Here is a 22537-nt window from a genome sequence, read left to right on the forward strand (position 1 = left end):
AATTAGCTCATTACTTTAGCAACAACGCCCGCACCAACAGTACGGCCGCCTTCACGGATTGCGAAACGCAGACCGTCGTCCATCGCGATTGGGTGGATCAGGGTAACAACCATTTTGATGTTGTCGCCCGGCATTACCATCTCAACGCCTTCCGGCAGTTCGATGGTACCAGTCACGTCAGTAGTACGGAAGTAGAACTGCGGACGGTAGCCTTTGAAGAACGGAGTATGACGGCCGCCTTCATCTTTGGACAGAATGTACACTTCAGATTCGAACTTGGTGTGCGGCTTGATAGAGCCCGGCTTAGCCAGTACCTGACCACGTTCGATTTCTTCACGTTTGATACCACGCAGCAGAACACCAACGTTCTCACCAGCACGGCCTTCGTCCAGCAGTTTGCGGAACATTTCAACGCCAGTACAGGTAGACTTAGCAGTCTCTTTGATACCAACGATTTCAACTTCTTCACCAACTTTGATGATACCGCGCTCTACACGACCGGTAACAACGGTACCACGACCGGAGATGGAGAATACGTCTTCGATAGGCAGCAGGAACGGCTTGTCAATCGCACGCTCTGGTTCTGGGATGTAAGAATCCAGGAAGCCAGCCAGTTCGATGATTTTCGCTTCCCACTCTGCTTCGCCTTCCAGCGCTTTCAGAGCAGAACCACGAACGATCGGAGTGTCGTCGCCCGGGAAATCGTACTGAGACAGAAGTTCACGAACTTCCATTTCTACCAGTTCCAGCAGCTCTTCGTCATCAACCATGTCGCATTTGTTCAGGAACACGATGATGTACGGAACGCCTACCTGACGACCCAGCAGGATGTGCTCACGAGTCTGCGGCATCGGGCCGTCAGTCGCAGCAACAACCAGGATCGCGCCGTCCATCTGCGCAGCACCGGTGATCATGTTTTTAACATAGTCGGCGTGGCCCGGGCAGTCTACGTGTGCGTAGTGGCGAGTCGGGGTGTCATATTCAACGTGAGAAGTGTTGATGGTGATACCACGAGCTTTTTCTTCCGGCGCGTTATCGATCTGGTCGAATGCACGAGCAGCACCGCCGTAGGTTTTAGCCAGTACGGTGGTGATTGCAGCGGTCAGGGTAGTTTTACCGTGGTCAACGTGGCCGATGGTGCCGACGTTAACGTGCGGTTTTGTACGTTCAAATTTTTCTTTAGACACGGCTATATTCCTTACTATAGTGCTCTCCCCTGGGGAGAGAGCACGGGACTTAGGTTTTAATCCTGTGGCTTATTTACCACGGGCTTCAATAACGGCCTGAGCAACGTTGTTCGGCGCATCGTCGTACTTCAGGAACTCCATGGAGTAAGAAGCACGGCCTTTGGTCAGAGAACGCAGCTGGGTTGCATATCCGAACATTTCAGACAGCGGAACTTCAGCATGGATAACAACGCCAGTGACGTTGGATTCCTGACCACGAAGCATACCACGACGGCGGCTCAAGTCACCGATTACGTCACCGGTGTTCTCTTCCGGAGTCTCTACTTCAACCTTCATGATAGGCTCAAGCAGAACTGGTTTCGCTTTCTTAAAGCCATCTTTGAAGGCGATAGAAGCGGCCAGTTTAAACGCCAGCTCAGAGGAGTCAACGTCATGGTAAGAACCGAAGTGCAGACGCACGCCCAGATCAACAACCGGGTAACCAGCCAGCGGGCCAGATTTCAGCTGTTCCTGGATGCCTTTATCAACGGCCGGGATGTATTCGCCAGGAATTACACCACCTTTGATGTCGTTGATGAACTCGTAGCCTTTCGGGTTTGAACCCGGCTCCAGCGGGTACATGTCGATAACAACATGACCGTACTGACCGCGACCACCAGACTGCTTAGCGTGTTTACCTTCGATATCGGTAACTTTCGCGCGAATCGCTTCACGGTAAGCAACCTGAGGTTTACCGACGTTCGCTTCAACGTTGAATTCACGCTTCATACGGTCAACGATGATGTCGAGGTGCAGCTCACCCATACCGGCGATAATGGTCTGGTTAGATTCTTCGTCAGTCCAAACGCGGAATGACGGGTCTTCTTTAGCCAGACGGCCCAGAGCCAGACCCATTTTTTCCTGGTCAGCTTTGGTTTTCGGTTCTACCGCGATGGAGATTACCGGCTCAGGGAATTCCATACGCTCCAGAATGATCGGGTGATCCGGGTCACACAGAGTGTCACCAGTGGTCACGTCTTTCAGACCGATAGCAGCAGCGATATCGCCCGCGCGAACTTCTTTGATCTCTTCACGTTTGTTAGCGTGCATCTGTACGATACGGCCAAAACGCTCGCGTGCAGTTTTCACTGAGTTCAGGATGGTGTCACCGGAGTTAACCACACCAGAGTACACGCGGAAGAAGGTCAGGTTACCCACGAACGGGTCGGTAGCGATTTTGAATGCCAGAGCAGCAAACGGCTCTTCATCGCTAGCATGACGCTCAGCCGGAGTATCTTTACCGTCGTCCAGAATACCGTTGATCGCAGGTACGTCGACTGGGGATGGCAGGTAATCAATTACCGCATCCAGCATCGCCTGAACACCTTTGTTCTTGAACGCAGAACCACAGGTTACCAGGATGATTTCGTTGTTCAGAACGCGCTGACGCAGAGCTTTTTTGATCTCTTCTTCAGTCAGTTCTTCACCACCCAGGTATTTCTCCATCAGCTCTTCTGAAGCTTCCGCAGCGGACTCGATCAGGTTCTGGTGCCATTCTTCAGCCAGTTCCTGCATGTCAGCCGGGATATCTTCATAAGTGAAGGTTACGCCTGCATCTTCTTCGTTCCAGTTGATAGCTTTCATTTTCACCAGGTCAACAACACCGGTGAACGCTTCTTCAGCGCCAATCGCCAACTGCAGCGGAACAGGGTTCGCGCCCAGACGGGTTTTGATCTGACCAACAACTTTCAGGAAGTTCGCACCCATACGGTCCATTTTGTTAACGAACGCAATGCGTGGAACTTTATATTTGTTTGCCTGACGCCATACGGTTTCAGACTGAGGCTGAACACCACCAACTGCGCAGTAAACCATTACTGCACCATCAAGCACACGCATGGAACGTTCTACTTCGATAGTGAAGTCAACGTGCCCCGGGGTGTCGATGATGTTTACGCGATGCGGTTCATACTGCTTAGCCATACCAGACCAGAATGCAGTAGTCGCTGCGGAGGTGATAGTAATACCACGCTCCTGCTCCTGTTCCATCCAGTCCATGGTGGCTGCGCCGTCATGAACTTCACCGATTTTATGGTTTACACCGGTGTAGAACAGAATACGTTCGGTAGTAGTGGTTTTACCGGCGTCGATGTGCGCACTGATACCGATGTTACGGTAGCGCGCGATGGGTGTTGTACGAGCCATTTGATTCCTCGTTTATCTTTTAGGCGTTCAATTTAAGTAGCCCAAAGCGGGCTGCTTACTAGAAGCGCCCGCCTGGTGACTAAAACTCCGAAGGGATTACCAACGGTAGTGTGCGAACGCCTTGTTGGCTTCTGCCATACGGTGAACGTCTTCACGTTTCTTAACTGCAGTACCTTTGTTTTCTGCAGCATCAGAAAGTTCGTTCGCCAGGCGCAGAGCCATGGATTTATCACCGCGTTTACGAGCAGCTTCAACGATCCAACGCATTGCCAGGGCATTACGGCGAACCGGACGGACTTCAACTGGAACCTGATAAGTAGAACCACCAACGCGGCGAGACTTAACTTCGACAGTCGGACGCACGTTTTCAAGGGCTACTTCAAAAGCTTCCAGGCCATCTTTACCAGAACGCTGAGCCAGGGTCTCCAGCGCGCTGTATACGATGGTTTCTGCAGTAGATTTTTTACCATCTACCATCAGGATATTTACAAATTTAGCCAGCAGCTCTGATCCGAACTTAGGATCCGGCAGAATTTTACGCTGACCAATGACGCGACGACGTGGCATGGGAATACTCCGTTGTTAATTCAGGATTGTCCAAAACTCTACGAGTTTAGTTTGACATTAATATAAAACGTTTGGCCTTACTTAACGGAGAACCATTAAGCCTTAGGACGTTTCACGCCATACTTGGAGCGTGATTGCTTACGGTCTTTAACGCCGGAGCAGTCAAGCGCACCGCGAACGGTGTGGTAACGAACACCCGGGAGGTCTTTTACACGACCGCCACGGATTAGGATCACGGAGTGCTCCTGCAGGTTGTGACCTTCACCACCGATGTAGGAAGTCACTTCAAAACCGTTAGTCAAACGCACACGGCATACTTTACGCAGTGCGGAGTTTGGTTTTTTAGGAGTGGTAGTATATACACGAGTACATACGCCACGTTTCTGCGGGCATGCTTCCAGTGCAGGCACGTTGCTCTTTGCAACTTTGCGTGCGCGTGGTTTGCGTACCAGCTGGTTAACTGTTGCCATTAAATAGCTCCTGGTTGTAGCTTTCGCTTCGTAAACACGTAATAAAACGACCTCATACAATATGAGGACGCAGAATTTTAGGTCGGTGTCGAAAAGGTGTCAAGAAATATACAACGATCCCACAATTACCAGGACATCTGGCTGGGATGCTTCACCGTAAGTCTGACGAAGTCAGTATAGCTAACCCTGACGACACTGTCTGAAATTTGACCACCTAAGCCGCGAGCTTTAATGTCTTCTTCCAGTACATAGACCTTAATGGAGGCATTTTGCAGACTTTCAAGGAAACGGCTTCCTTCTATTGCCGCGGTCACGCCATCCTGAAGCAATAAAAGTTCATCGTCTTTATCAATCAGGCGAAGAAGAGAGGAGAAATCGGTAAGCCACGCGGAACGATGTAATGTGTGCAGCATGAGTATCTCAAAACCTTAAAATGACGTCATAGTTGCCTAGCTCACGGCGTAAATCTTCCGGTTCTAACGCTGTCGCATCGACCACAAAATTAACCCCCTGCTGGAGGCCCCGCTCGCGTAATGAGGCGGCACAAAGCCAACATTGATCGATATCGTACAACCCTAACAGCTTGAAGGTTGCGATATAGTCGCGAGCCAGCACGACATCCGGTTGTTGTCCCTGGAGGATTTGAAAAACGCCATCGCCGATAAAGAATACGCCGAGGTCTTCCGTTAATGCCGATGTCGCCAGTAAGGCATCTAACCCTTCGCGGCCAGACGAACTGCCATGCGGCACGGTAGAAAAGACAAAAGCAACACGTTTCATTAAAACTGCACCACGCGATCGCAGGTCAGGGATGCCTCAGCCAGCGAACCCAGCCCGCTGAGGTTAAAACCTGATTGTAAATTAGCCCCTGCCAGTCCCAGTCGCTTCGCTTCTGTTTCATCAACGACGCCGCGACGCAACGCCGCAGCTACGCAGATATTCAGCGTCACGCCATGCTGCTGGTTCAGCTGTTGCCAGGCCCGCACCAGATCATATTCATCACTGGCAGGTGAAGTCAGGAAGTTGGCGTTATACACACCTTCACGATAGAAAAAGACGCTGCAGAGCTCATGCCCTTCTTTGAGTAACGCATGAGCAAATTGCAACGCGCTGCTCGCCTGCTGCGTGCCATAAGCTGGCCCCGTCACCATAATGGCAAAACGCATTACTTGTCTTGCCCCTGGAAATCGCCGCTTTTGAACTGACGAATATAGAGGTAAACCGTGTGCTTGGAGATGTTCAGCCGATCGGCGACCTGGTTAATGGCATCTTTAATATCGAAGATACCTTTCTCATACAGATTCAGGACAATCTGGCGATTCTTGGCATTGTTGGAAACATTACGATCGGCATTCACTTCTTCAATCGTGAATTCCAACGTTTGGGTAACCAGGTCTTCCACCGAAGAAGCGAAGTTAACGGCAGAACCCACTTCCGGGGTTTCCGGTGGGATAAAGGTATTCATTATCTGCGAGAATGGAACATCAAGGTTCATGTTGATGCACAGCAGACCAATCACGCGATGCTCACGGTTGCGAATGGCAATCGTCACCGACTTCATCAAGACACCGCTTTTCGCACGTGTGAAGTAACACTTCGACACGCTGCTATCCGCACCCGTCATATCATGCAGCATACGCAACGCAAGGTCAGTAATCGGCGAGCCAATTTTGCGGCCCGTGTGTTCACCGTTAGCAATGCGGATGGCCGAGCATTTCAAATCCTGCAAAGAGTGCAATACGATTTCACAATGGGAACCAATGAGCATCGCCAACCCGTCCACAACCGCTTCGTAGGATTTGAGGATATCGAAATCGGTTTGATCGAAAGGACGTTGATCCAGTAAATCTAGCTCACTGGTTTCGTTGGTTAAAAGCGACCTGGACATGAAAAAAAGCACTCCTTTTCAGGAGCCTGTCGTTATGTTGTCAGGGCAGGCTCATCACTATTATAGGGGCATCTAAAGTAATACAGCGCACAAGGCGCTTTCCAGTATTAATTATATCCTGTCGATAATAAAAAACCGCCGCCCTGTGGGCGGCGGTATCTGGTTACTTACTTTTTGCTGCTGTCCGCAGCTTTAGCTGCCGGTGCAGCATCTGGCTGCGCATCGGCTTTCGGTGCCGGTTTGATGTCTAACAGTTCAACATCAAAGACCAGCGTAGAGTTAGCCGGAATGCCCGGTACGCCGGTTTTGCCGTAAGCCAGATCCGGCGGGATAACCAGCTGGATTTTGCCGCCTTTCTTGATGTTTTTCAGGCCTTCGGTCCAGCCAGGGATAACACCGTCAAGACGGAAAGAGAGCGGCTCACCGCGGGTATAAGAGTTATCAAACTCTTTACCGTCAATCAGCGTACCTTTGTAGTTGACTACCACGGTATCGCTATCTTTCGGTGCAGCGCCGGTACCTTCTTTCTCTACTTTATAGACCAGGCCAGTAGAAGAGGTTTTAACGCCCTTCTCTTTAGCAAATTTCTCGCGGTAAACTTTACCTTTGGCTTCATTGTCAGCCGCGTCTTTTTCCATTTTCGCCTGAGCGGAGCTCTTCACGCGTGCTTCAAACGCCTGCAGAGTTTGTTCGATTTCCTGGTCAGACAGTTTGCTCTTGTCTGCAAACGCATCCTGAACGCCAGCGATCAGCTGATCTTTATCTAGTTTGATACCCAGTTTTTCCTGCTCTTTCAGAGAGTTTTCCATATAACGACCCAGGGACGCGCCCAGCGCGTAAGCGGCTTTTTGGTCGTCATTCTTGAATGCTGCTTTGCTGTCAGCAGTAGCGGCTGGTTTCGCAGCGTCAGCAGCGAAGGTGATCGGGGCATGCAGAGCAACAGCCATTGTGGTCGCCAGCAGCGTTACTTTAAACAGTGATTTCATCCATATCTCCAGGGCCGGGGCATCTCACCCCAAGGTTAGCTAACATAAAAATGTACTATAAAGCGTTGCAGAACAAATCAACATACGGGCACGCCCTATTATCACCACTTTTCAGACTCTTTTTGTTTAAATTAGTTTCGTGACCGAAGATTGAGTGCTGTGCAAACAGGCAAAGTTAAGTAGAATTCGCCGCAGTCCGCGATCTGCCGGAGAAAAAAGAAAGAGGTGAATCATGCAGGATACAACAATGGAAACTCGCCTGGCTGAACTGGAAAGTCGCCTGGCATTTCAGGAGATAACCATTGAAGAGCTCAACGTGACGGTGACCGCGCATGAACTGGAAATGGCAAAACTCCGCGACCATCTGCGTTTATTGACGGAGAAGCTCAAGGCAACGCAGCCGTCCCACATCGCGTCGCAGTCTGAAGAGACCCCGCCGCCACATTATTGAGACATAAAAAAAGCGGGATATTCCCGCTTTTTTTTTATGCCGTATAACGATTAGTGGCAACCGCAACCGCCGCCGTTACCTTTACCGCCACCGCCGCAGCAGCCTTCGCCACCGTGCTCGTGACCATGGTCGTGACCGTGACCACCGCAGCAACCGTCATGACCGTGGTCATGATCGTGGTCGTGACCGTGCGCACCGTGAACGTGGCCGTGAGCCAGTTCTTCTTCGGTCGCTTCGCGGATAGCGACAACTTCTACGTTGAATTTCAGGTTCTGGCCAGCCAGCATGTGGTTACCGTCAACCACAACGTGGTCGTCTTCCACTTCGGTAATTTCTACCGGTACTGGACCCTGGTCAGTTTCAGCCAGGAAACGCATGCCAACCTGCAGTTCGTCAACGCCCATGAAGACGTCTTTAGGAACGCGCTGCACCAGGTTTTCGTCGTACTGACCGTATGCGTCGTTTGCGCCAACAGCAACATCGAATTTGTCGCCAACTTCATGACCGTCCAGCGCTGTTTCCAGGCCAGAAATCAGGGAACCGTGACCATGCAGGTAGTCCAGCGGTGCACTCACCGGAGACTCATCAACCAACACACCGTCTTCTGTACGTACCTGATAGGCCAGGCTGACCACCAGGTCCTTTGCTACTTTCATGATATCTCCTGAGCATGGAAAGAATAGTGGCGCAGATTGTAGCGGAATTCTGCACCCGTGTACCCTCTAGCTTAAAAAAAGCTGCGCCATATCGCTAGTCCGGATGAAAAATCCCGATCACTTGCTCTTCTTTGCGAACGTGCTCGCGCACCTCTTTATCGGCTTCCCGCATCTGATGACCGCACTTAACACACTCAACAATATAGATATTATTTTCTCGCCACATCGCCAGCGTATCCTGCGCCTGGCAGGACGGACATTTTGCGCCTGCGATAAAACGTTTACGAATTGCCATGGTTACCTCTACTCAAATTCATCCCAGCCATCCAGCTGACGTCGCTCTTGCTGCATCTCTCGTTGGAAAATCTCCTCAAGCTCGCGCCGGGCTTCCCTGGCTCGGGAGATTTGTACCGTATCCGTGTGCATGGGGATCAGTTCCCGCAACATGCGCATATCCAGCCGCCGAAAATGCAGCTGAGCGCGCTGAGCCTGGTGCGGATGCATCCCTAGCGTAACCAGCGTTTTTCGCCCTAACTCCAGCGCACTGGAAAACGTTTCGCGGGAAAACTGCGTCACACCAGCCTGTAATAACTCATGCGCCTCTACACGTCCGCGCGCACGCGCAAGAATATGCAAATGCGGAAAATACTGTTGGCACAGCTCCACCAGCTTCATAGTGTCTTCAGGTTCATTACAGGTAATAACAATAGACTGTGCGGCTTCTGCACCCGCGGAACGCAACAGATCCACCTGCGTGGCATCACCGTAATAGACCTTATAGCCATATTTGCGCATTAGATTCACTGCGCTAATATCTCTTTCCAGGACGGTAATACGCATTTTATTGGCCATCAACAGACGACCAATAACCTGACCAAAGCGCCCAAAACCCACCACAATCACCTGCGGTTTATCATCTTCCACCCAGGGTTTTTCATCTTCTTCATCCGTGCCGTTAAACTGGCGGGAGAGCCATTTATCAATCAACTTCATCACCAGCGGCGTGGTCATCATCGATAGCGTGACGGTCACCAACAACAGCGCCATTTGGTCACCCTGAAACAGCCGTTGGGAAGAGGCCGTTGAAAACAGCACGAAAGCGAATTCACCGCCCTGACTTAAAACCCCGGCAAACTGCATCCGTTCTGAGCTTCTCATGCCGTTAAGACGCGCCAGTACATACAGCACCAGCATTTTTACGACCACCAGCACCATCACGCTCGCCGCCACCCACAAAATATGGGTATAGAGCACGCCAAGGTTAAGCGACATACCTACGGAGATAAAAAACAGGCCAAGCAACAGGCCTTTAAACGGATCGATTGCCGTTTCCAGCTCATGTCGGTATTCGCTTTCCGCCAGCAGCACACCTGCGATAAAGGTCCCCAGCGCCATCGACAGACCCAGCGCATCCATAAATAAAGCAGAACCCAGCACTAACAGCAGCGTGGCGGCGGTGAACACTTCCCGCACGCCAGAATCCGCAATAAAGCGGAAAACCGGACGCAGCAAATAACGCCCACCTATCAGCATGCCGGCAAAGGCCAGCACCTTCATCCCCACTTTGATCCAGTCAAAATGTTCGTCAGCAGACCCCGCCAGCAGCGGAACCAGCGCCAATGCGGGGATCACCGCCAGATCCTGAAATAGCAGCACCGAAAAGCCCAGTTGTCCGGATTCACTGCGATTCATGCCTTTTTCGCGCATCAACTGTAGCGCCATAGCGGTCGATGACATCGCCAGACCAATGCCGCCAACCACTGCCGCCTGCCAGGAGAACGCTGTAAGCATCAGTAGCCCTGCCAGCACGACCGCGCTTAGCATCACCTGCGCGGCACCGACGCCAAAAATTGAACGCCGCAATTGCCACAGTTTGGCCGGATTAAGTTCCAGCCCAATGATGAACATCAGAAAAACTACGCCCAGTTCGGAAAAGTGTAAGATTTCATCCACATCGCTGATGAACCCTAATCCCCATGGGCCGATAGCAATCCCCGCCAGCAAGTAACCCAGCACCGGACCGATACCCAGCTTTGAGGCCAGCGGAACTGCAGCCACCGCCGCGAAGAGGAACAACACGCCGGCAGTCAATAAATCAGAACCTTCCATCAGCGGCCTCCCACAGGGATCGGATTCGCCAGCCAGTCACCATACGCTTTCGCATGGCTGTCCAGCTCCTGTTTCGTTTGCCGTCTGGCCCAGTAGACAATGATAGGGCTCATCCAGTGCATGCGGCACATACCGGCCGTTAGCTCAAAAGGGCGCAGTACATCGCTCATTGGATAACGGTTTAGCGCGTCATAGCGGTAGGCGCTTTCCGGCTCTCCGGTAGTGATAACGCTCCGCCAGTACTTTCCCGCCAGTTGATTCCCCCCGGGGCCGCTGGCAAATCCTCGACTCAGTACGCGGTCAAGCCACTCCTTTAACAATGCCGGGCAGCTATAGGTGTAGAGCGGATGCTGAAAAACAATCACATCATGCTCGCGCAGCAGCGCCTGCTCATGCGGAATGTCGATAAAAAAGTCAGGATAGTGCGCGTACAGGTCGTGCACGGTAACATTGCTGAGCTGCATGGCCGGTTTAAGCAGTACCCGGTTCGCGACCGAGTCCTGAGATTCCGGATGGGCATACAGCAGCAAGACTTTCGCTGGCTGGAACATCATCCCCCTCCCGGTTTTGTCTTTTGTCTATTTTCGACGTTTTGGGCTACCATTGCGCCTCGGTGCGGCAAATGGCCCACACATTACATTATCATAATGATAAATTAACATAGTCTGAACATACGGCGCCTTATGATTGTTTTCTCATCGTTACAAATTCGTCGCGGCGTGCGCGTCTTGCTGGAAAATGCCACGGCCACCATTAATCCAGGGCAGAAAGTTGGCCTGGTAGGTAAAAATGGCTGCGGTAAATCTACCCTGCTGGCATTGCTGAAAAATGAACTCAGCGCCGACGCCGGAGGATTTACCTATCCGGGAAACTGGCAGCTCGCGTGGGTTAATCAGGAAACGCCTGCGTTGCCACAGCCGGCGTTGGAGTATGTGATTGACGGCGACCGCGAGTATCGTCAACTGGAAGCACAGTTGAACGATGCCAACGAACGTAACGATGGACACGCCATTGCCACCGTCCATGGCAAGCTGGATGCCATCGACGCCTGGACTGTGCGCTCACGCGCCGCCAGCCTGCTGCATGGCCTCGGCTTCTCCAACGAACAGCTTGAACGTCCCGTCAGCGATTTCTCCGGTGGCTGGCGTATGCGTCTCAACCTGGCTCAGGCGCTGATTTGCCGTTCAGACCTGCTGCTGCTCGATGAACCGACCAACCACCTCGATCTCGACGCGGTGATCTGGCTGGAAAGATGGCTGAAAAGCTATCAGGGCACGCTGATTTTGATCTCCCACGACCGCGACTTCCTCGACCCGGTGGTGGATAAAATTATTCATATCGAACAGCAAACGATGTTCGAGTACACCGGCAACTACAGCGCGTTTGAAATCCAGCGAGCGACCCGCCTCGCACAGCAACAGGCAATGTACGAAAGCCAGCAGGAGCGCGTGGCGCATCTGCAAAGCTATATCGATCGTTTCCGCGCCAAAGCCACCAAAGCAAAGCAGGCGCAGAGCCGTATCAAAATGCTGGAACGCATGGAGCTGATTGCCCCTGCGCACGTGGACAACCCGTTCCACTTCAGCTTCCGCGAGCCGGAAAGCCTGCCGAACCCGCTGTTAAAGATGGAAAAGGTCAGCGCCGGCTACGGCGACCGCGTCATTCTCGATTCGATCAAACTGAATCTGGTGCCGGGGTCTCGCATCGGCCTGCTCGGACGCAACGGCGCGGGTAAATCTACGCTGATTAAGCTGCTGGCCGGCGAACTGGCCCCCATCAGCGGCGAGGTTGGCCTGGCAAAAGGCATCAAGCTGGGTTACTTCGCACAGCACCAGCTGGAGTTTTTACGCGCCGATGAATCACCTATACAGCACCTGGCACGCATGGCGCCGCAGGAGCTGGAGCAGAAACTGCGAGACTACCTCGGCGGATTCGGCTTCCAGGGCGATAAAGTCAGCGAAGAGACTCGCCGCTTCTCCGGTGGAGAAAAAGCGCGTCTGGTGCTGGCATTGATCGTCTGGCAGCGCCCGAACCTGCTGCTGCTTGATGAACCGACCAACCACCTGGATTTGGATATGCGTCAGGCGCTGACCGAAGCGCTGATCGATTTCGAAGGCGCACTGGTTGTGGTCTCGCACGACCGTCACCTGATTCGCTCCACTACCGATGACCTCTATCTGGTGCACGACAAGAAAGTCGAGCCGTTTGATGGCGATCTTGAGGATTATCAGCAGTGGCTGAGCGATGTGCAAAAACAGGAAAACCAGAGCGACGAACCGGCAAAAGAGAGCGTTAACAGCGCCCAGGCACGTAAAGACCAGAAGCGTCGCGAAGCTGAACTGCGTACCCTGACGCAACCGCTACGTAAAGAGATTACCCGTCTGGAAAAAGAGATGGAGAAACTGCACGCACAGCTGGCACAGGCGGAAGAAAAACTCGGCGATAGCGAACTGTACGACCAAAGCCGCAAAGCCGAACTCACGGCATGCTTGCAGCAGCAGGCCAGTGCGAAATCCGGACTGGAAGAGTGCGAGATGGCCTGGCTGGAGGCTCAGGAACAGCTTGAGCAGATGCTGGCCGAGTAATCATGAGTGCCGGATTAGGCGAAGCCGCCATCCGGCACTATAGCCGATGATTGCCTGCTGACTGACTCGCGACAAAATCACATATTGGCTAACCCGCACGCGCTGTGCGCGGTATAGTTATTCTTTCCGATTATTAATTGCTCTGGTGTTATGGTTGAAATCACGTCCACAGAAATAACTCCACCTACCGACGATTCTCGAGAATTCCGTCCGATGCGCGGTATCAGTAACCGCCATCTGCAGACGATGCTGCCGCGTTTAATTCGCCGCAAGGTGAAGTTCGACGCCCACTGGCAGCGTCTGGAATTGCCCGACGGTGATTTTGTCGATCTGGCATGGAGTGAAGATCCGCAACAGGCGAAACATAAACCGCGCCTGGTGGTTTTTCACGGTCTGGAAGGCAGTCTGAACAGCCCGTACGCACATGGCTTGATTGAAGCAGCGCAAAAGCGCGGCTGGCTGGGCGTGGTGATGCATTTTCGCGGCTGCAGCGGCGAACCCAATCGTCTGAACCGTATTTATCACTCCGGTGAGACAGAAGATGGCACCTGGTTTTTACACTGGCTGGCACGTGAGTTCGGTCGCGTGCCGACCGCGGCGGTAGGTTATTCGCTCGGTGGAAACATGCTGGCCTGTCTGCTGGCAAAAGAAGGTAATGAGATTCCAATTGATGCCGCGGTTATCGTTTCCGCGCCTTTCGTGCTGGAAGCCTGTAGTTACCATATGGACAAGGGATTCTCCCGGGTCTATCAGCGCTACCTGCTAAACCTGTTGAAAGCCAATGCCTCGCGCAAGCTAGAAGCATATCCAGGCTCGCTGCCGGTGAGTCTGGGCCAGTTGAAATCTCTGCGTCGCATTCGCGATTTTGACGATCTGATCACCGCCAAAATCCACGGTTTCGCCGATGCTATAGACTATTACCGTCAGTGTAGCGCTATGCCGTTGCTCAACCAGATCGCCAAACCCACACTGATTATCCATGCCAAAGACGATCCGTTTATGGATCATCACGTGATCCCTAAACCGGAAAATCTGCCCTCACAGGTAGAGTATCAACTGACGCAACACGGCGGCCACGTCGGATTCATTGGCGGCACGGTGCGCCGTCCTGAGATGTGGCTGGAATCCAGAATCCCGGACTGGCTGACAACGTATCTGGAGGCATCATCATGATCATCCCCTGGCAAGACATCTCCCCGGACGCGCTGGACAATCTGATTGAAAGCTTTGTCTTGCGCGAAGGCACCGATTATGGTGAACATGAACGCTCGCTCGAACAAAAAGTCGCCGACGTCAAACGCCAACTACAATCTGGTGAAGCCGTGCTGGTATGGTCCGAACTGCATGAAACGGTCAACATTATGCCGAGGAAGCAGATTCACGAGTAATCCGTAACCGACGGCCGACTATAATAAAAATTCAACCTATTCATGGAGTTGTTATGTCTGCCAAACATCCGGTGATTGCGGTAACAGGGTCCAGCGGCGCGGGGACCACCACCACCAGCCTCGCGTTTCGTAAAATTTTCGCGCAGTTAAATCTGCGCGCCGCCGAGGTGGAAGGTGACAGTTTTCATCGTTATACCCGTCCGGAAATGGACATGGCGATTCGCAAAGCGCGCGATGCCGGGCGGCATATCAGCTATTTCGGCCCCGAAGCTAATGACTTCGGTCTGCTGGAGCAAACCTTCATCGAATACGGCCAGACGGGCAAAGGTCAGTCGCGAAAATATCTGCACACTTACGATGAGGCCGTACCGTGGAATCAGGTTCCGGGTACATTTACGCCCTGGCAGCCGCTGCCTGAACCGACGGATGTCCTGTTCTATGAAGGACTGCACGGCGGCGTCGTAACCCCACAGCAAAACGTGGCCCGGCATGTCGATCTGCTGGTTGGCGTAGTGCCGATCGTGAACCTGGAATGGATTCAGAAGCTGACCCGCGATACCAGCGAGCGGGGACACTCGCGCGAAGCGGTGATGGACTCGGTGGTGCGCTCAATGGACGATTACATCAATTACATTACGCCGCAGTTTTCCCGTACGCATATTAACTTCCAGCGCGTACCGACCGTTGATACCTCCAACCCCTTTGCCGCCAAAAGTATTCCATCCCTGGATGAAAGCTTTGTCGTGATTCATTTTCGGAACCTGGAAGGGATCGACTTCCCGTGGCTACTGGCCATGCTGCAGGGATCATTCATTTCCCATATCAATACGTTGGTTGTTCCGGGCGGGAAAATGGGTCTGGCAATGGAATTGATTATGCTGCCGCTGGTCCAGCGACTGATGGAAGGCAAAAAGATAGAGTAAGGTGTTATTTTGCCGGATGGCGGCTGATGCCTTATCCGGCCTACGCGTTTATATCCTGTAGGCCTGATAAGTGAAACGCCATCAGGCATCACATCACGAAGCAGCAACCACTTCATAGGAGTGGGTAATGTTCACCGCCTTTTCCAGCATCAGCGCCACAGAGCAATATTTTTCCGCAGAGAGATCGACTGCGCGCGAAACGGACGCATCTTTCAGATCGTTACCCGTTACGATGAAATGCAGGTTAATGTGGGTAAACAGGCGCGGCGCTTCATCACGACGCTCTGAGGTCAGTTTCACTTCGCAGTTGGTCACATCCTGACGGCCTTTTTGCAGGATCGAAACCACATCAATTGCGCTGCAACCACCCGCAGCCATTAATACCATTTCCATCGGGCTCGGCGCTTTATCACCGGAGTTACCGTCCATCAAAATTTGGTGGCCAGAGGCGGACTCACCGAGGAAGGTTAACCCCTCAACCCACTTTACACGCGCTTGCATATTTCGTAACTCCAATGTTTCAATTTTCCTGACAGATTACGCGTACATAACAATTCTCGCAACGGAAGGCGACCTGCGTCATGCTGAAGCGAGACACCAGGAGACACACGGCGAAAGCTATGCTAAAACAGTCAGGATGCTACAGTAATACATTGACGTACTGCATGTATGCAGAGGACATCACATTACAGGCTGCAGTTAATTTTTGACAGCCCCTTTCCCAGGTAGCGGGAAGCATATTTTTGCAAACCCAGAGGCAGCGTCGTTTTCTGGCTCTGGAGACAGCTTATAACAGAGGATAACCGCGCATGGTGCTTGGCAAACCGCAAACAGACCCGACTCTCGAATGGTTCTTGTCTCATTGCCATATTCATAAGTACCCATCGAAGAGCACGCTGATTCACCAGGGTGAAAAAGCGGAAACGTTGTATTACATCGTTAAAGGCTCAGTGGCAGTGCTGATCAAAGATGAAGAAGGGAAAGAAATGATCCTTTCTTATCTGAATCAGGGCGATTTTATTGGTGAATTAGGCCTCTTCGAAGAAGGTCAGGAACGTAGCGCCTGGGTACGTGCCAAAACCGCATGTGAAGTCGCTGAAATTTCATACAAAAAATTTCGCCAATTAATCCAGGTCAACCCGGATATTCTGATGCGCCTGTCTTCACAGATGGCTCGTCGCCTGCAGGTCACGTCTGAAAAAGTCGGCAACCTTGCCTTCCTCGACGTAACGGGTCGTATCGCGCAGACTCTGCTGAATCTGGCGAAACAGCCTGATGCGATGACCCACCCGGACGGCATGCAGATTAAAATCACCCGTCAGGAAATCGGCCAGATCGTTGGCTGCTCCCGTGAGACCGTTGGTCGTATTCTGAAGATGCTGGAAGATCAGAACCTGATCTCCGCACACGGTAAGACCATCGTCGTCTACGGCACCCGTTAACCCCATCGAAGTGGCGCGTTACTCAGTGATGCGCCACTTTTGTTTACACCGATGTGGCGAAGACTGATATACCATCCAGAGATCAACTACGCACTACGGCAGACGCTGGTGCTATGTTTACCTGTGGCTGTTGGTCTGATCATCGGTCAGCTTCATCTGGGACTCCTCTTCTCCCTGGTCCCTGCCTGTTGCAACATTGCCGGCCTTGATACCCCGCACAAGCGCTTTTTCAAACGTTTAGCTATTGGCGCGTCTTTGTTTGCCGGTTGCAGTCTGATCATGCAGTTGCTGCTGGCACAGGCCATACCGCTGCCGCTTATCCTCACCGGACTGACGCTGATTCTTGGCGTAACCGCCGAGCTAAGCCCTCTGCATGCCCGACTGTTACCGGCCTCACTTATCGCCGCGATTTTCACGCTAAGCCTGGTCGGGAACATGCCCGTCTGGGAACCGTTGCTGATCTATGCGCTGGGCACGTTATGGTACGGCCTGTTCAACTGGTTCTGGTTCTGGATGTGGCGCGAGCAGCCGCTCCGTGAATCGCTCAGCTTGTTGTACCGTGAATTAGCCGATTACTGTGAGGCCAAGTACAGCCTGCTGACCCAGCATGCCGATCCGGAAAAAGCGCTACCTCCCCTGCTGGTTCGCCAGCAGAAAGCGGTGGATCTGATTACCCAGTGCTACCAGCAAATGCATATGCTGTCGGCGCATCGCAACAACGATTACAAGCGCCTGCTGCGTGCCTTTCAGGAGGCACTGGACTTGCAGGAGCATATTTCCGTCAGCCTCCACCAGCCGGAAGAGGTGCAAAAGCTGGTCGAACGTAGCCACGCCGAACAGGTGATTCGCTGGAATGCGCGCACCGTCGCCGAACGCCTCCGGGTACTGGCCGATGATATTTTGTATCACCGCTTGCCGACCCGTTTCTCGATGGACAAGCAGATTGGCACGCTGGAGAAAATCGCCAACCAGCATCCGGACAATCCGGTGGGACAATTTTGCTACTGGCACTTCAGCCGTATTGCCCGCGTGCTACGCACCCAGCGACCGCTGTACGCCCGAGATTTAATGGCGGACAAGCAGCGTCGGTTGCCGCTGATCCCGGCCCTGAAAAACTATCTGTCGTTGAAATCGCCGGCGTTGCGTAATGCCGGACGCATCAGCGTTATGCTGAGTATCGCCAGCCTGATGGGCAGCGCTTTACACCTGCCAAAGCCTTACTGGATTTTGATGACGATCCTGTTCGTCACGCAAAATGGCTACGGAGCAACCCGGGTACGTATTTTACACCGTTCAGCAGGAACGCTCGTTGGACTGGTCATTGCCGGGGTCACCCTGCACTTTCATATTCAGGAAGGTTACACGCTGGCAGGCATGCTGCTGATTACCCTGGGTAGCTATCTGATCATGCGCAAAAACTACGGCTGGGCTACCGTCGGCTTTACGGTCACGGCGGTATACACCCTGCAACTGCTGACGCTGAACGGAGAACAGTTTATCGTGCCGCGGTTTGTCGATACGGTTATTGGCTGCTTAATCGCCTTTGGCGGTACACTCTGGCTGTGGCCGCAGTGGCAGAGCGGCCTGCTGCGTAAGAACGCCCATGATGCGTTAGAAGCCGATCAGGAGGCCATTCGCCTGATCCTCAGCAACGATCCGCAGGCCACGCCGCTGGCGTATCAACGCATGCGGGTCAATCAGGCGCATAACACGTTGTTCAACTCACTGAACCAGGCGATGCAGGAGCCAGGATTCAACTCGCACTACCTGGCGGACATGAAACTGTGGGTCACGCACAGCCAGTTCATCGTCGAGCACATCAACGCGATGACCACACTGGCAAGGGAACACACAATGCTGACGCCGGATTTAGCGCAGCGGTATCTGGAATCCTGTGAAATTGCGCTCCAGCGCTGTCAGCAGCGGCTGGAATATGACGGACCGGGAAGCTCAGGCGATGTGAATATTCTCGAAGCGCCAGAGATGCTGTCCCACGGTCCGTTAAGCACCCTTGAGCAGCATCTGCAACGGATACTGGGGCATCTGAACACCATGCACACCATTTCGTCGGTAGCATGGCGTCAGCGACCGCACCACGGAATCTGGCTGAGCCGCCGTCTGCGGGACATGAAAGGTTAAGATCGACTGCCGGATGCGCTGTGCTTATCCGGCAACAGGTAATCAGGCAACGACTTTCGCTACCGCTTGTGCGAAACGCTGCATCCCTTCATCGATATCCGCCTGCTCAACTACTAGCGACGGCGCGAAACGCATCACGTCCGGTCCGGCGTTGAGTACCATCACCCCTTCGTGCGCGGCAGCATACAGGAAATCGCGCGCCCGGCCTTTAAACTGCGGCTTCAGCTCGGCGCCAATCAGCAGCCCCATCCCGCGAATATCGCTGAAAATGTCGAACTGTTGATCAATTTTGTGCAAATGTTGGACAAACGTCTGACGTTTAGCCTGAATACCTTCCAACACTTCCGGCGTGTTGATGATATCAAACGCTGCCCCCGCAACTGCGCAGGCCAGCGGATTGCCACCGTAAGTGGAACCGTGCGAACCCACGTGAAATGCGGAGGCAATCTCTTGGGTGGTCAGCACCGCGCTCACCGGGAAGCCGCCGCCGAGAGCCTTCGCGCTGGTGAGGATATCCGGCGTCACGCCATAGTGCATATAGGCAAACAGATCGCCGGTACGGCCCATCCCGCTCTGCACTTCATCAAATACCAATAGCGCCTGGTGTTGGTCGCAAAGTTCACGCAAACCTTGCAGGAATTCCGGCGTTGCCGCAGTGACGCCACCTTCCCCCTGAATAGGCTCAACCACCACCGCACAGGTGTGATCGTCCATCACCGCTTTGACCGCATGCAGATCGTTAAACGGTACATGGATGATATCCGCTGGTTTTGGTCCAAAGCCGTCAGAGTATTTCGGCTGCCCGCCGACGGACACGGTAAACAGCGAACGGCCGTGAAACGCATTATGGAAGGCAATGATTTTGGTTTTGAACGGGCTATGGCGCACGCAGGCATAGTGGCGCGCCAGCTTAAAGGCGGTTTCGTTAGCTTCGGTACCCGAGTTCATGAACAGCACGCGCTCGGCGAAGGTCGCATCAATGATTTTACGGCCCAGGCGCAACGCCGGTTCGTTGGTGAAAACGTTGCTGGTATGCCACAGGGTTTCACCCTGGGTTTTTAACGCCTCCACCAGGGCCGGATGGCAATGCCCTAGTGCAGTAACTGCAATGCCGCCCGCGAAATCAACATACTCTTTGCCCTGTTGATCCCAGACTCGACTCCCTTTTCCTTTTACCGGGATAAACTCAGCCGGTGCATAAATCGGCAGAATCACTTCATCGAATGTCGCGCGCGTAATTGCAGTTTGTTCAGTTGCCATGTCATTGCCACCCTGTTAAGCAGAAATGTTAGTGAAATTATAATCACAAAATATGAATAAAAAATCACTGAATAGCAACCACAAATCACCGATTGAGGAAATTAGCCAGCAGTTGATGCCCCTGCTCGCTGAGAATACTCTCCGGGTGAAACTGCACCCCTTCCATATCGCACTCGCGGTGACGAATGCCCATAATCTCCTGCGTTTCACTCCAGGCCGTCACCTCAAAGCAGTCAGGAAGCGTCGCGGGGGCAACCACCAGAGAATGGTAGCGCGTCACCGTTAATGGGTTGGCGAGCCCCTGAAAAACACCCTGCCCGTTATGCGTAATTGGCGAGGTTTTACCGTGCATCACTTTAGCTGCCCGAACCACTGTCGCGCCAAAGGCCTGCGCCATAGCCTGATGTCCCAGACAAACACCCAGCAGGGGCGTCTTGCCCGCGAAATGACGAATAACATCCAATGAGATACCAGCGTCATCCGGCGTGCAGGGGCCTGGGGATATTACGATTTTTTGCGGGCTTAGCGCGTCGATTTGCGCCAGCGTCAGTTCGTCGTTGCGCCTGACAAGGACATCAGCGCCCAGTTCGCAGAAGTATTGGTACAGGTTCCAGGTAAAAGAATCATAGTTATCGATAAGCAGGATCATGGCGGCTCCGGTACATAAGAACCGCGCTATTCTACTCAGTTTCCGGGGCTTCGCTTACCACTTTACGAAATATCGCCCGAAGCGCAGACAGGTCACCCATAGCCCCACTCTGATTAGCCAGGTTCCACTCCTCAACCGGAATGTCATCCCAGCTCAATATATACCCGGCATGAATCGCTAACTGTTCGAAAAAAATTCGCTGTGCCAGACCGCTGCCAATACGAAACGGATGCAGCATGTTGATTTCGCAATAATAGTGCGCAAGACGATCCACAAACTTATCTTCCGGTAACCCCACCAACCAGGACTCGTCTTCCAGGTCCTGCATCAGCGCATTGCCCTCTTTCTCGATATAAGCGAAATGACAAAAGCGGGTATCGCCCTGGTAAATATCCACTTCTCGCAGATGTCCCGCCCAGTCAAAAATATCCCGATACAGTTGGCGATGAATGGCGCACAGATGCGGCAAGCCCCGTTTAAGCGGGCCTAATTCGATAGTGGCCGCACGCAGCGCCGTCAGTTCATACGCCGCCTGCGCCAGGCGCTGCGCCTGATGAATCCCCAGACGGTTACGCATGACATTCAGGCCCGGATACAAATAGGGATCGCGTCCATCACCGAATTTATCGCTCATAGTGCCCCCTCAACTCTTCAAGACGCGCCAGGGCGTCTTCCGTGCTCAAAGTCACCCGTGGAATATCTACCCCTTCCAGCCGTCGACTGGCCTGGAAATTGGCATTTCGCCGTTGTTCCCAGAGTCTGGACTTTTGTTTATCGGTGAGTTTTTTCACGTGACCTCCCTGAATGAGCCGACACTTGCCACAAGTATAAGCGGCAATTTCAGGTTACGCAGAGAAGGGGAAGAACGCGGACAGGAACTGCCCGCGCAAAAGGCGCTTACGGCAGGACTTTGGCAGACAGGATAACAATCGGTTTTGACGGGACATTCTGGTAAGGACCAACATCATGGGTCTGCACCTGAGAGATCTTATCCGCGACATCCATACCTTTCACAACTTTACCGAAGACCGCGTACCCAAAGTCGCGCTGGCCGTGATCGAGGAACGCATTGTCTGCAATATTGATAAAGAACTGGCTGGTCGCGCTGTCTTTATCTGCTGTACGCGCCATGGCAATCGTGCCGCGGGTATTACGCAGTCCGTTATCAGCTTCATTCTTGATTGGCGGGTTAGGTTTCTTCTGCTGCATCTGCTCGGTAAAACCGCCGCCCTGCACCATGAAGCCAGGGATCACGCGGTGGAACGTGGTGTTGTTATAGAAACCGCTGTTGACATAATCGACAAAGTTTTGCACTGAAACCGGGGCTTTCTGACTGTTCAGCTCCAGCTCAATGTTACCGGCAGAGGTTGTCAGCAGGACATGCGGGTCACCTTTTGCTGCCAGTGCTGCGGGAGAAAGAGCAGAAAGAGCGAGAACAGCTGCAACAGCCGCCAGAGTCGATTTGAGCATGAGAATTCCTTAACAAGAGCAGAAATGAAGCAAGTGAATTGATTCTAAAGAGCCTTCAAGAACAAGGCCATCCCTTTACTTAATTTTACGTACTTGAAACAAATGTAACCTTATAGCCTCAAGATTCAATGAGATCTAGATCACATAAAAAAATGTAACGTAGCAGGTAATTACCAATAAACA

General features: G+C 52.8%; 25 protein-coding genes and 1 pseudogene. 7 read left to right on the forward strand and 19 right to left on the reverse strand.

All coding sequences use genetic code 11. The annotated features are described in order from the left end of the window. Positions 1–2: 2 nt before the first annotated feature. The 9 genes from tuf to fkpA form a co-directional block, all read right to left on the reverse strand. A complete protein-coding gene (gene tuf, locus OGV75_RS22095) occupies positions 3–1187 on the reverse strand; it encodes an elongation factor Tu (protein WP_003031109.1) in 1185 nt (394 codons plus the stop codon). A gap of 69 nt (positions 1188–1256) precedes the next feature. Beyond that, positions 1257–3371 carry an elongation factor G gene (gene fusA, locus OGV75_RS22100; protein ID WP_016154762.1) on the reverse strand — a complete coding sequence of 705 codons (2115 nt, stop codon included), beginning with the start codon at positions 3369–3371 and terminating at the stop codon, positions 1257–1259. Positions 3372–3467: 96 nt separating this feature from the next. Continuing rightward, on the reverse strand, positions 3468–3938 hold the full coding sequence (gene rpsG, locus OGV75_RS22105; protein ID WP_016154763.1) for a 30S ribosomal protein S7: 471 nt from the start codon (positions 3936–3938) through the stop codon (positions 3468–3470). A gap of 95 nt (positions 3939–4033) precedes the next feature. Beyond that, on the reverse strand, positions 4034–4408 hold the full coding sequence (gene rpsL, locus OGV75_RS22110; RefSeq protein ID WP_003023654.1) for a 30S ribosomal protein S12: 375 nt from the start codon (positions 4406–4408) through the stop codon (positions 4034–4036). Positions 4409–4533: 125 nt separating this feature from the next. Next, complete coding sequence (gene tusB, locus OGV75_RS22115; RefSeq protein WP_016157620.1) at positions 4534–4821, reverse strand: sulfurtransferase complex subunit TusB; 288 nt, start codon at positions 4819–4821, stop codon at positions 4534–4536. Positions 4822–4828: 7 nt separating this feature from the next. After that, complete coding sequence (gene tusC / locus OGV75_RS22120; RefSeq protein ID WP_049041316.1) at positions 4829–5188, reverse strand: sulfurtransferase complex subunit TusC; 360 nt, start codon at positions 5186–5188, stop codon at positions 4829–4831. Then, the gene (tusD, locus tag OGV75_RS22125) at positions 5188–5574 is read right to left on the reverse strand and encodes a sulfurtransferase complex subunit TusD (protein ID WP_016154766.1); all 387 of its coding nucleotides are present in this window, start codon (positions 5572–5574) and stop codon (positions 5188–5190) included. Before tusD ends, tusC begins: the two co-directional genes overlap by 1 nt. Continuing rightward, positions 5574–6296: a helix-turn-helix transcriptional regulator gene (locus tag OGV75_RS22130; RefSeq protein ID WP_003023643.1), complete on the reverse strand. Its 723-nt coding sequence runs from the start codon at positions 6294–6296 to the stop codon at positions 5574–5576. The genes tusD and OGV75_RS22130 overlap by 1 nt, the downstream gene beginning before the upstream one ends. Before the next feature lie 167 nt (positions 6297–6463). Further along, positions 6464–7282, reverse strand: coding sequence for an FKBP-type peptidyl-prolyl cis-trans isomerase (gene fkpA, locus OGV75_RS22135; RefSeq protein WP_016154767.1), 819 nt, complete (start codon positions 7280–7282; stop codon positions 6464–6466). A gap of 232 nt (positions 7283–7514) precedes the next feature. Between fkpA and OGV75_RS22140 the strand changes: the two genes are divergently transcribed. Next, positions 7515–7733, forward strand: a complete 219-nt coding sequence (locus tag OGV75_RS22140) for a protein SlyX (protein ID WP_003023639.1) — start codon at positions 7515–7517, stop codon at positions 7731–7733. A gap of 50 nt (positions 7734–7783) precedes the next feature. Here OGV75_RS22140 and slyD read toward each other — a convergent pair whose 3' ends face one another. The 4 genes from slyD to kefG all read right to left on the reverse strand — a co-directional run bounded on the left by slyD (position 7784) and on the right by kefG (position 11049). Continuing rightward, positions 7784–8389 carry a peptidylprolyl isomerase gene (gene slyD / locus OGV75_RS22145; protein ID WP_003023634.1) on the reverse strand — a complete coding sequence of 202 codons (606 nt, stop codon included), beginning with the start codon at positions 8387–8389 and terminating at the stop codon, positions 7784–7786. Between the two features lie 94 nt (positions 8390–8483). Continuing rightward, positions 8484–8684: a YheV family putative zinc ribbon protein gene (locus OGV75_RS22150; RefSeq protein ID WP_286481245.1), complete on the reverse strand. Its 201-nt coding sequence runs from the start codon at positions 8682–8684 to the stop codon at positions 8484–8486. 8 nt (positions 8685–8692) lie between these two features. Next, positions 8693–10498: a glutathione-regulated potassium-efflux system protein KefB gene (kefB, locus tag OGV75_RS22155; protein ID WP_016154769.1), complete on the reverse strand. Its 1806-nt coding sequence runs from the start codon at positions 10496–10498 to the stop codon at positions 8693–8695. Then, positions 10498–11049, reverse strand: a complete 552-nt coding sequence (kefG, locus tag OGV75_RS22160; protein ID WP_003023629.1) for a glutathione-regulated potassium-efflux system ancillary protein KefG — start codon at positions 11047–11049, stop codon at positions 10498–10500. Before kefG ends, kefB begins: the two co-directional genes overlap by 1 nt. Before the next feature lie 132 nt (positions 11050–11181). On the opposite strand from kefG, the gene OGV75_RS22165 reads away from it, so the two are divergent. The 4 genes and pseudogenes from OGV75_RS22165 (at position 11182) to OGV75_RS22180 (ending at position 15394) form a co-directional block, all read left to right on the forward strand. Continuing rightward, on the forward strand, positions 11182–13083 hold the full coding sequence (locus tag OGV75_RS22165) for an ABC transporter ATP-binding protein (protein ID WP_286481246.1): 1902 nt from the start codon (positions 11182–11184) through the stop codon (positions 13081–13083). Between the two features lie 104 nt (positions 13084–13187). Continuing rightward, positions 13188–14256, forward strand: a pseudogene (locus OGV75_RS22170) (hydrolase). After that, positions 14253–14471: a YheU family protein gene (locus OGV75_RS22175; protein ID WP_003023615.1), complete on the forward strand. Its 219-nt coding sequence runs from the start codon at positions 14253–14255 to the stop codon at positions 14469–14471. Before OGV75_RS22170 ends, OGV75_RS22175 begins: the two are co-directional and overlap by 4 nt. 53 nt (positions 14472–14524) lie before the next feature. Further along, the gene (locus OGV75_RS22180) at positions 14525–15394 is read left to right on the forward strand and encodes a phosphoribulokinase (protein WP_003827751.1); all 870 of its coding nucleotides are present in this window, start codon (positions 14525–14527) and stop codon (positions 15392–15394) included. Positions 15395–15487: 93 nt separating this feature from the next. On the opposite strand, the gene OGV75_RS22185 is transcribed toward OGV75_RS22180, so the two are convergent. Continuing rightward, entirely contained in the window at positions 15488–15895 is a 408-nt protein-coding gene (locus OGV75_RS22185; protein WP_016154773.1) for an OsmC family protein, read from the reverse strand. 308 nt (positions 15896–16203) lie between these two features. Between OGV75_RS22185 and crp the strand changes: the two genes are divergently transcribed. Next, a complete protein-coding gene (gene crp / locus OGV75_RS22190) occupies positions 16204–16836 on the forward strand; it encodes a cAMP-activated global transcriptional regulator CRP (protein ID WP_000242758.1) in 633 nt (210 codons plus the stop codon). Positions 16837–16887: 51 nt separating this feature from the next. After that, a complete protein-coding gene (locus OGV75_RS22195; protein ID WP_016154774.1) occupies positions 16888–18975 on the forward strand; it encodes a YccS/YhfK family putative transporter in 2088 nt (695 codons plus the stop codon). Between the two features lie 42 nt (positions 18976–19017). On the opposite strand, the gene argD is transcribed toward OGV75_RS22195, so the two are convergent. The 5 genes from argD to ppiA all read right to left on the reverse strand — a co-directional run bounded on the left by argD (position 19018) and on the right by ppiA (position 22354). Further along, positions 19018–20235, reverse strand: coding sequence for a bifunctional acetylornithine/succinyldiaminopimelate transaminase (argD, locus tag OGV75_RS22200; RefSeq protein WP_268537453.1), 1218 nt, complete (start codon positions 20233–20235; stop codon positions 19018–19020). Positions 20236–20320: 85 nt separating this feature from the next. Beyond that, positions 20321–20884 carry an aminodeoxychorismate synthase component 2 gene (pabA, locus tag OGV75_RS22205; RefSeq protein WP_169329712.1) on the reverse strand — a complete coding sequence of 188 codons (564 nt, stop codon included), beginning with the start codon at positions 20882–20884 and terminating at the stop codon, positions 20321–20323. 31 nt (positions 20885–20915) lie between these two features. Continuing rightward, a complete protein-coding gene (locus tag OGV75_RS22210; protein WP_019078159.1) occupies positions 20916–21518 on the reverse strand; it encodes a putative adenosine monophosphate-protein transferase Fic in 603 nt (200 codons plus the stop codon). Continuing rightward, on the reverse strand, positions 21508–21675 hold the full coding sequence (gene ficA / locus OGV75_RS22215) for a FicA/YhfG family antitoxin (protein ID WP_016157626.1): 168 nt from the start codon (positions 21673–21675) through the stop codon (positions 21508–21510). Before ficA ends, OGV75_RS22210 begins: the two co-directional genes overlap by 11 nt. 106 nt (positions 21676–21781) lie before the next feature. Then, positions 21782–22354 carry a peptidylprolyl isomerase A gene (gene ppiA, locus OGV75_RS22220; protein WP_003023595.1) on the reverse strand — a complete coding sequence of 191 codons (573 nt, stop codon included), beginning with the start codon at positions 22352–22354 and terminating at the stop codon, positions 21782–21784. Between the last annotated feature and the right edge of the window lie 183 nt (positions 22355–22537).

The organism is Citrobacter sp. Cb028, from assembly GCF_030336705.1.
Classification (GTDB): Bacteria; Pseudomonadota; Gammaproteobacteria; order Enterobacterales; family Enterobacteriaceae; genus Citrobacter; species Citrobacter braakii.

Coding starts and splice junctions, on each gene's coding strand:
- fusA (WP_016154762.1), bottom strand. CDS start 3,371: ATGGCTCGTACAACACCCATCGCGCGCTACCGTAACATCGGTATCAGT.
- rpsG (WP_016154763.1), bottom strand. CDS start 3,938: ATGCCACGTCGTCGCGTCATTGGTCAGCGTAAAATTCTGCCGGATCCT.
- rpsL (WP_003023654.1), bottom strand. CDS start 4,408: ATGGCAACAGTTAACCAGCTGGTACGCAAACCACGCGCACGCAAAGTT.
- tusB (WP_016157620.1), bottom strand. CDS start 4,821: ATGCTGCACACATTACATCGTTCCGCGTGGCTTACCGATTTCTCCTCT.
- tusC (WP_049041316.1), bottom strand. CDS start 5,188: ATGAAACGTGTTGCTTTTGTCTTTTCTACCGTGCCGCATGGCAGTTCG.
- tusD (WP_016154766.1), bottom strand. CDS start 5,574: ATGCGTTTTGCCATTATGGTGACGGGGCCAGCTTATGGCACGCAGCAG.
- OGV75_RS22130 (WP_003023643.1), bottom strand. CDS start 6,296: ATGTCCAGGTCGCTTTTAACCAACGAAACCAGTGAGCTAGATTTACTG.
- fkpA (WP_016154767.1), bottom strand. CDS start 7,282: ATGAAATCACTGTTTAAAGTAACGCTGCTGGCGACCACAATGGCTGTT.
- OGV75_RS22140 (WP_003023639.1), top strand. CDS start 7,515: ATGCAGGATACAACAATGGAAACTCGCCTGGCTGAACTGGAAAGTCGC.
- slyD (WP_003023634.1), bottom strand. CDS start 8,389: ATGAAAGTAGCAAAGGACCTGGTGGTCAGCCTGGCCTATCAGGTACGT.
- OGV75_RS22150 (WP_286481245.1), bottom strand. CDS start 8,684: ATGGCAATTCGTAAACGTTTTATCGCAGGCGCAAAATGTCCGTCCTGC.
- kefB (WP_016154769.1), bottom strand. CDS start 10,498: ATGGAAGGTTCTGATTTATTGACTGCCGGCGTGTTGTTCCTCTTCGCG.
- kefG (WP_003023629.1), bottom strand. CDS start 11,049: ATGTTCCAGCCAGCGAAAGTCTTGCTGCTGTATGCCCATCCGGAATCT.
- OGV75_RS22165 (WP_286481246.1), top strand. CDS start 11,182: ATGATTGTTTTCTCATCGTTACAAATTCGTCGCGGCGTGCGCGTCTTG.
- OGV75_RS22175 (WP_003023615.1), top strand. CDS start 14,253: ATGATCATCCCCTGGCAAGACATCTCCCCGGACGCGCTGGACAATCTG.
- OGV75_RS22180 (WP_003827751.1), top strand. CDS start 14,525: ATGTCTGCCAAACATCCGGTGATTGCGGTAACAGGGTCCAGCGGCGCG.
- OGV75_RS22185 (WP_016154773.1), bottom strand. CDS start 15,895: ATGCAAGCGCGTGTAAAGTGGGTTGAGGGGTTAACCTTCCTCGGTGAG.
- crp (WP_000242758.1), top strand. CDS start 16,204: ATGGTGCTTGGCAAACCGCAAACAGACCCGACTCTCGAATGGTTCTTG.
- OGV75_RS22195 (WP_016154774.1), top strand. CDS start 16,888: ATGTGGCGAAGACTGATATACCATCCAGAGATCAACTACGCACTACGG.
- argD (WP_268537453.1), bottom strand. CDS start 20,235: ATGGCAACTGAACAAACTGCAATTACGCGCGCGACATTCGATGAAGTG.
- pabA (WP_169329712.1), bottom strand. CDS start 20,884: ATGATCCTGCTTATCGATAACTATGATTCTTTTACCTGGAACCTGTAC.
- OGV75_RS22210 (WP_019078159.1), bottom strand. CDS start 21,518: ATGAGCGATAAATTCGGTGATGGACGCGATCCCTATTTGTATCCGGGC.
- ppiA (WP_003023595.1), bottom strand. CDS start 22,354: ATGCTCAAATCGACTCTGGCGGCTGTTGCAGCTGTTCTCGCTCTTTCT.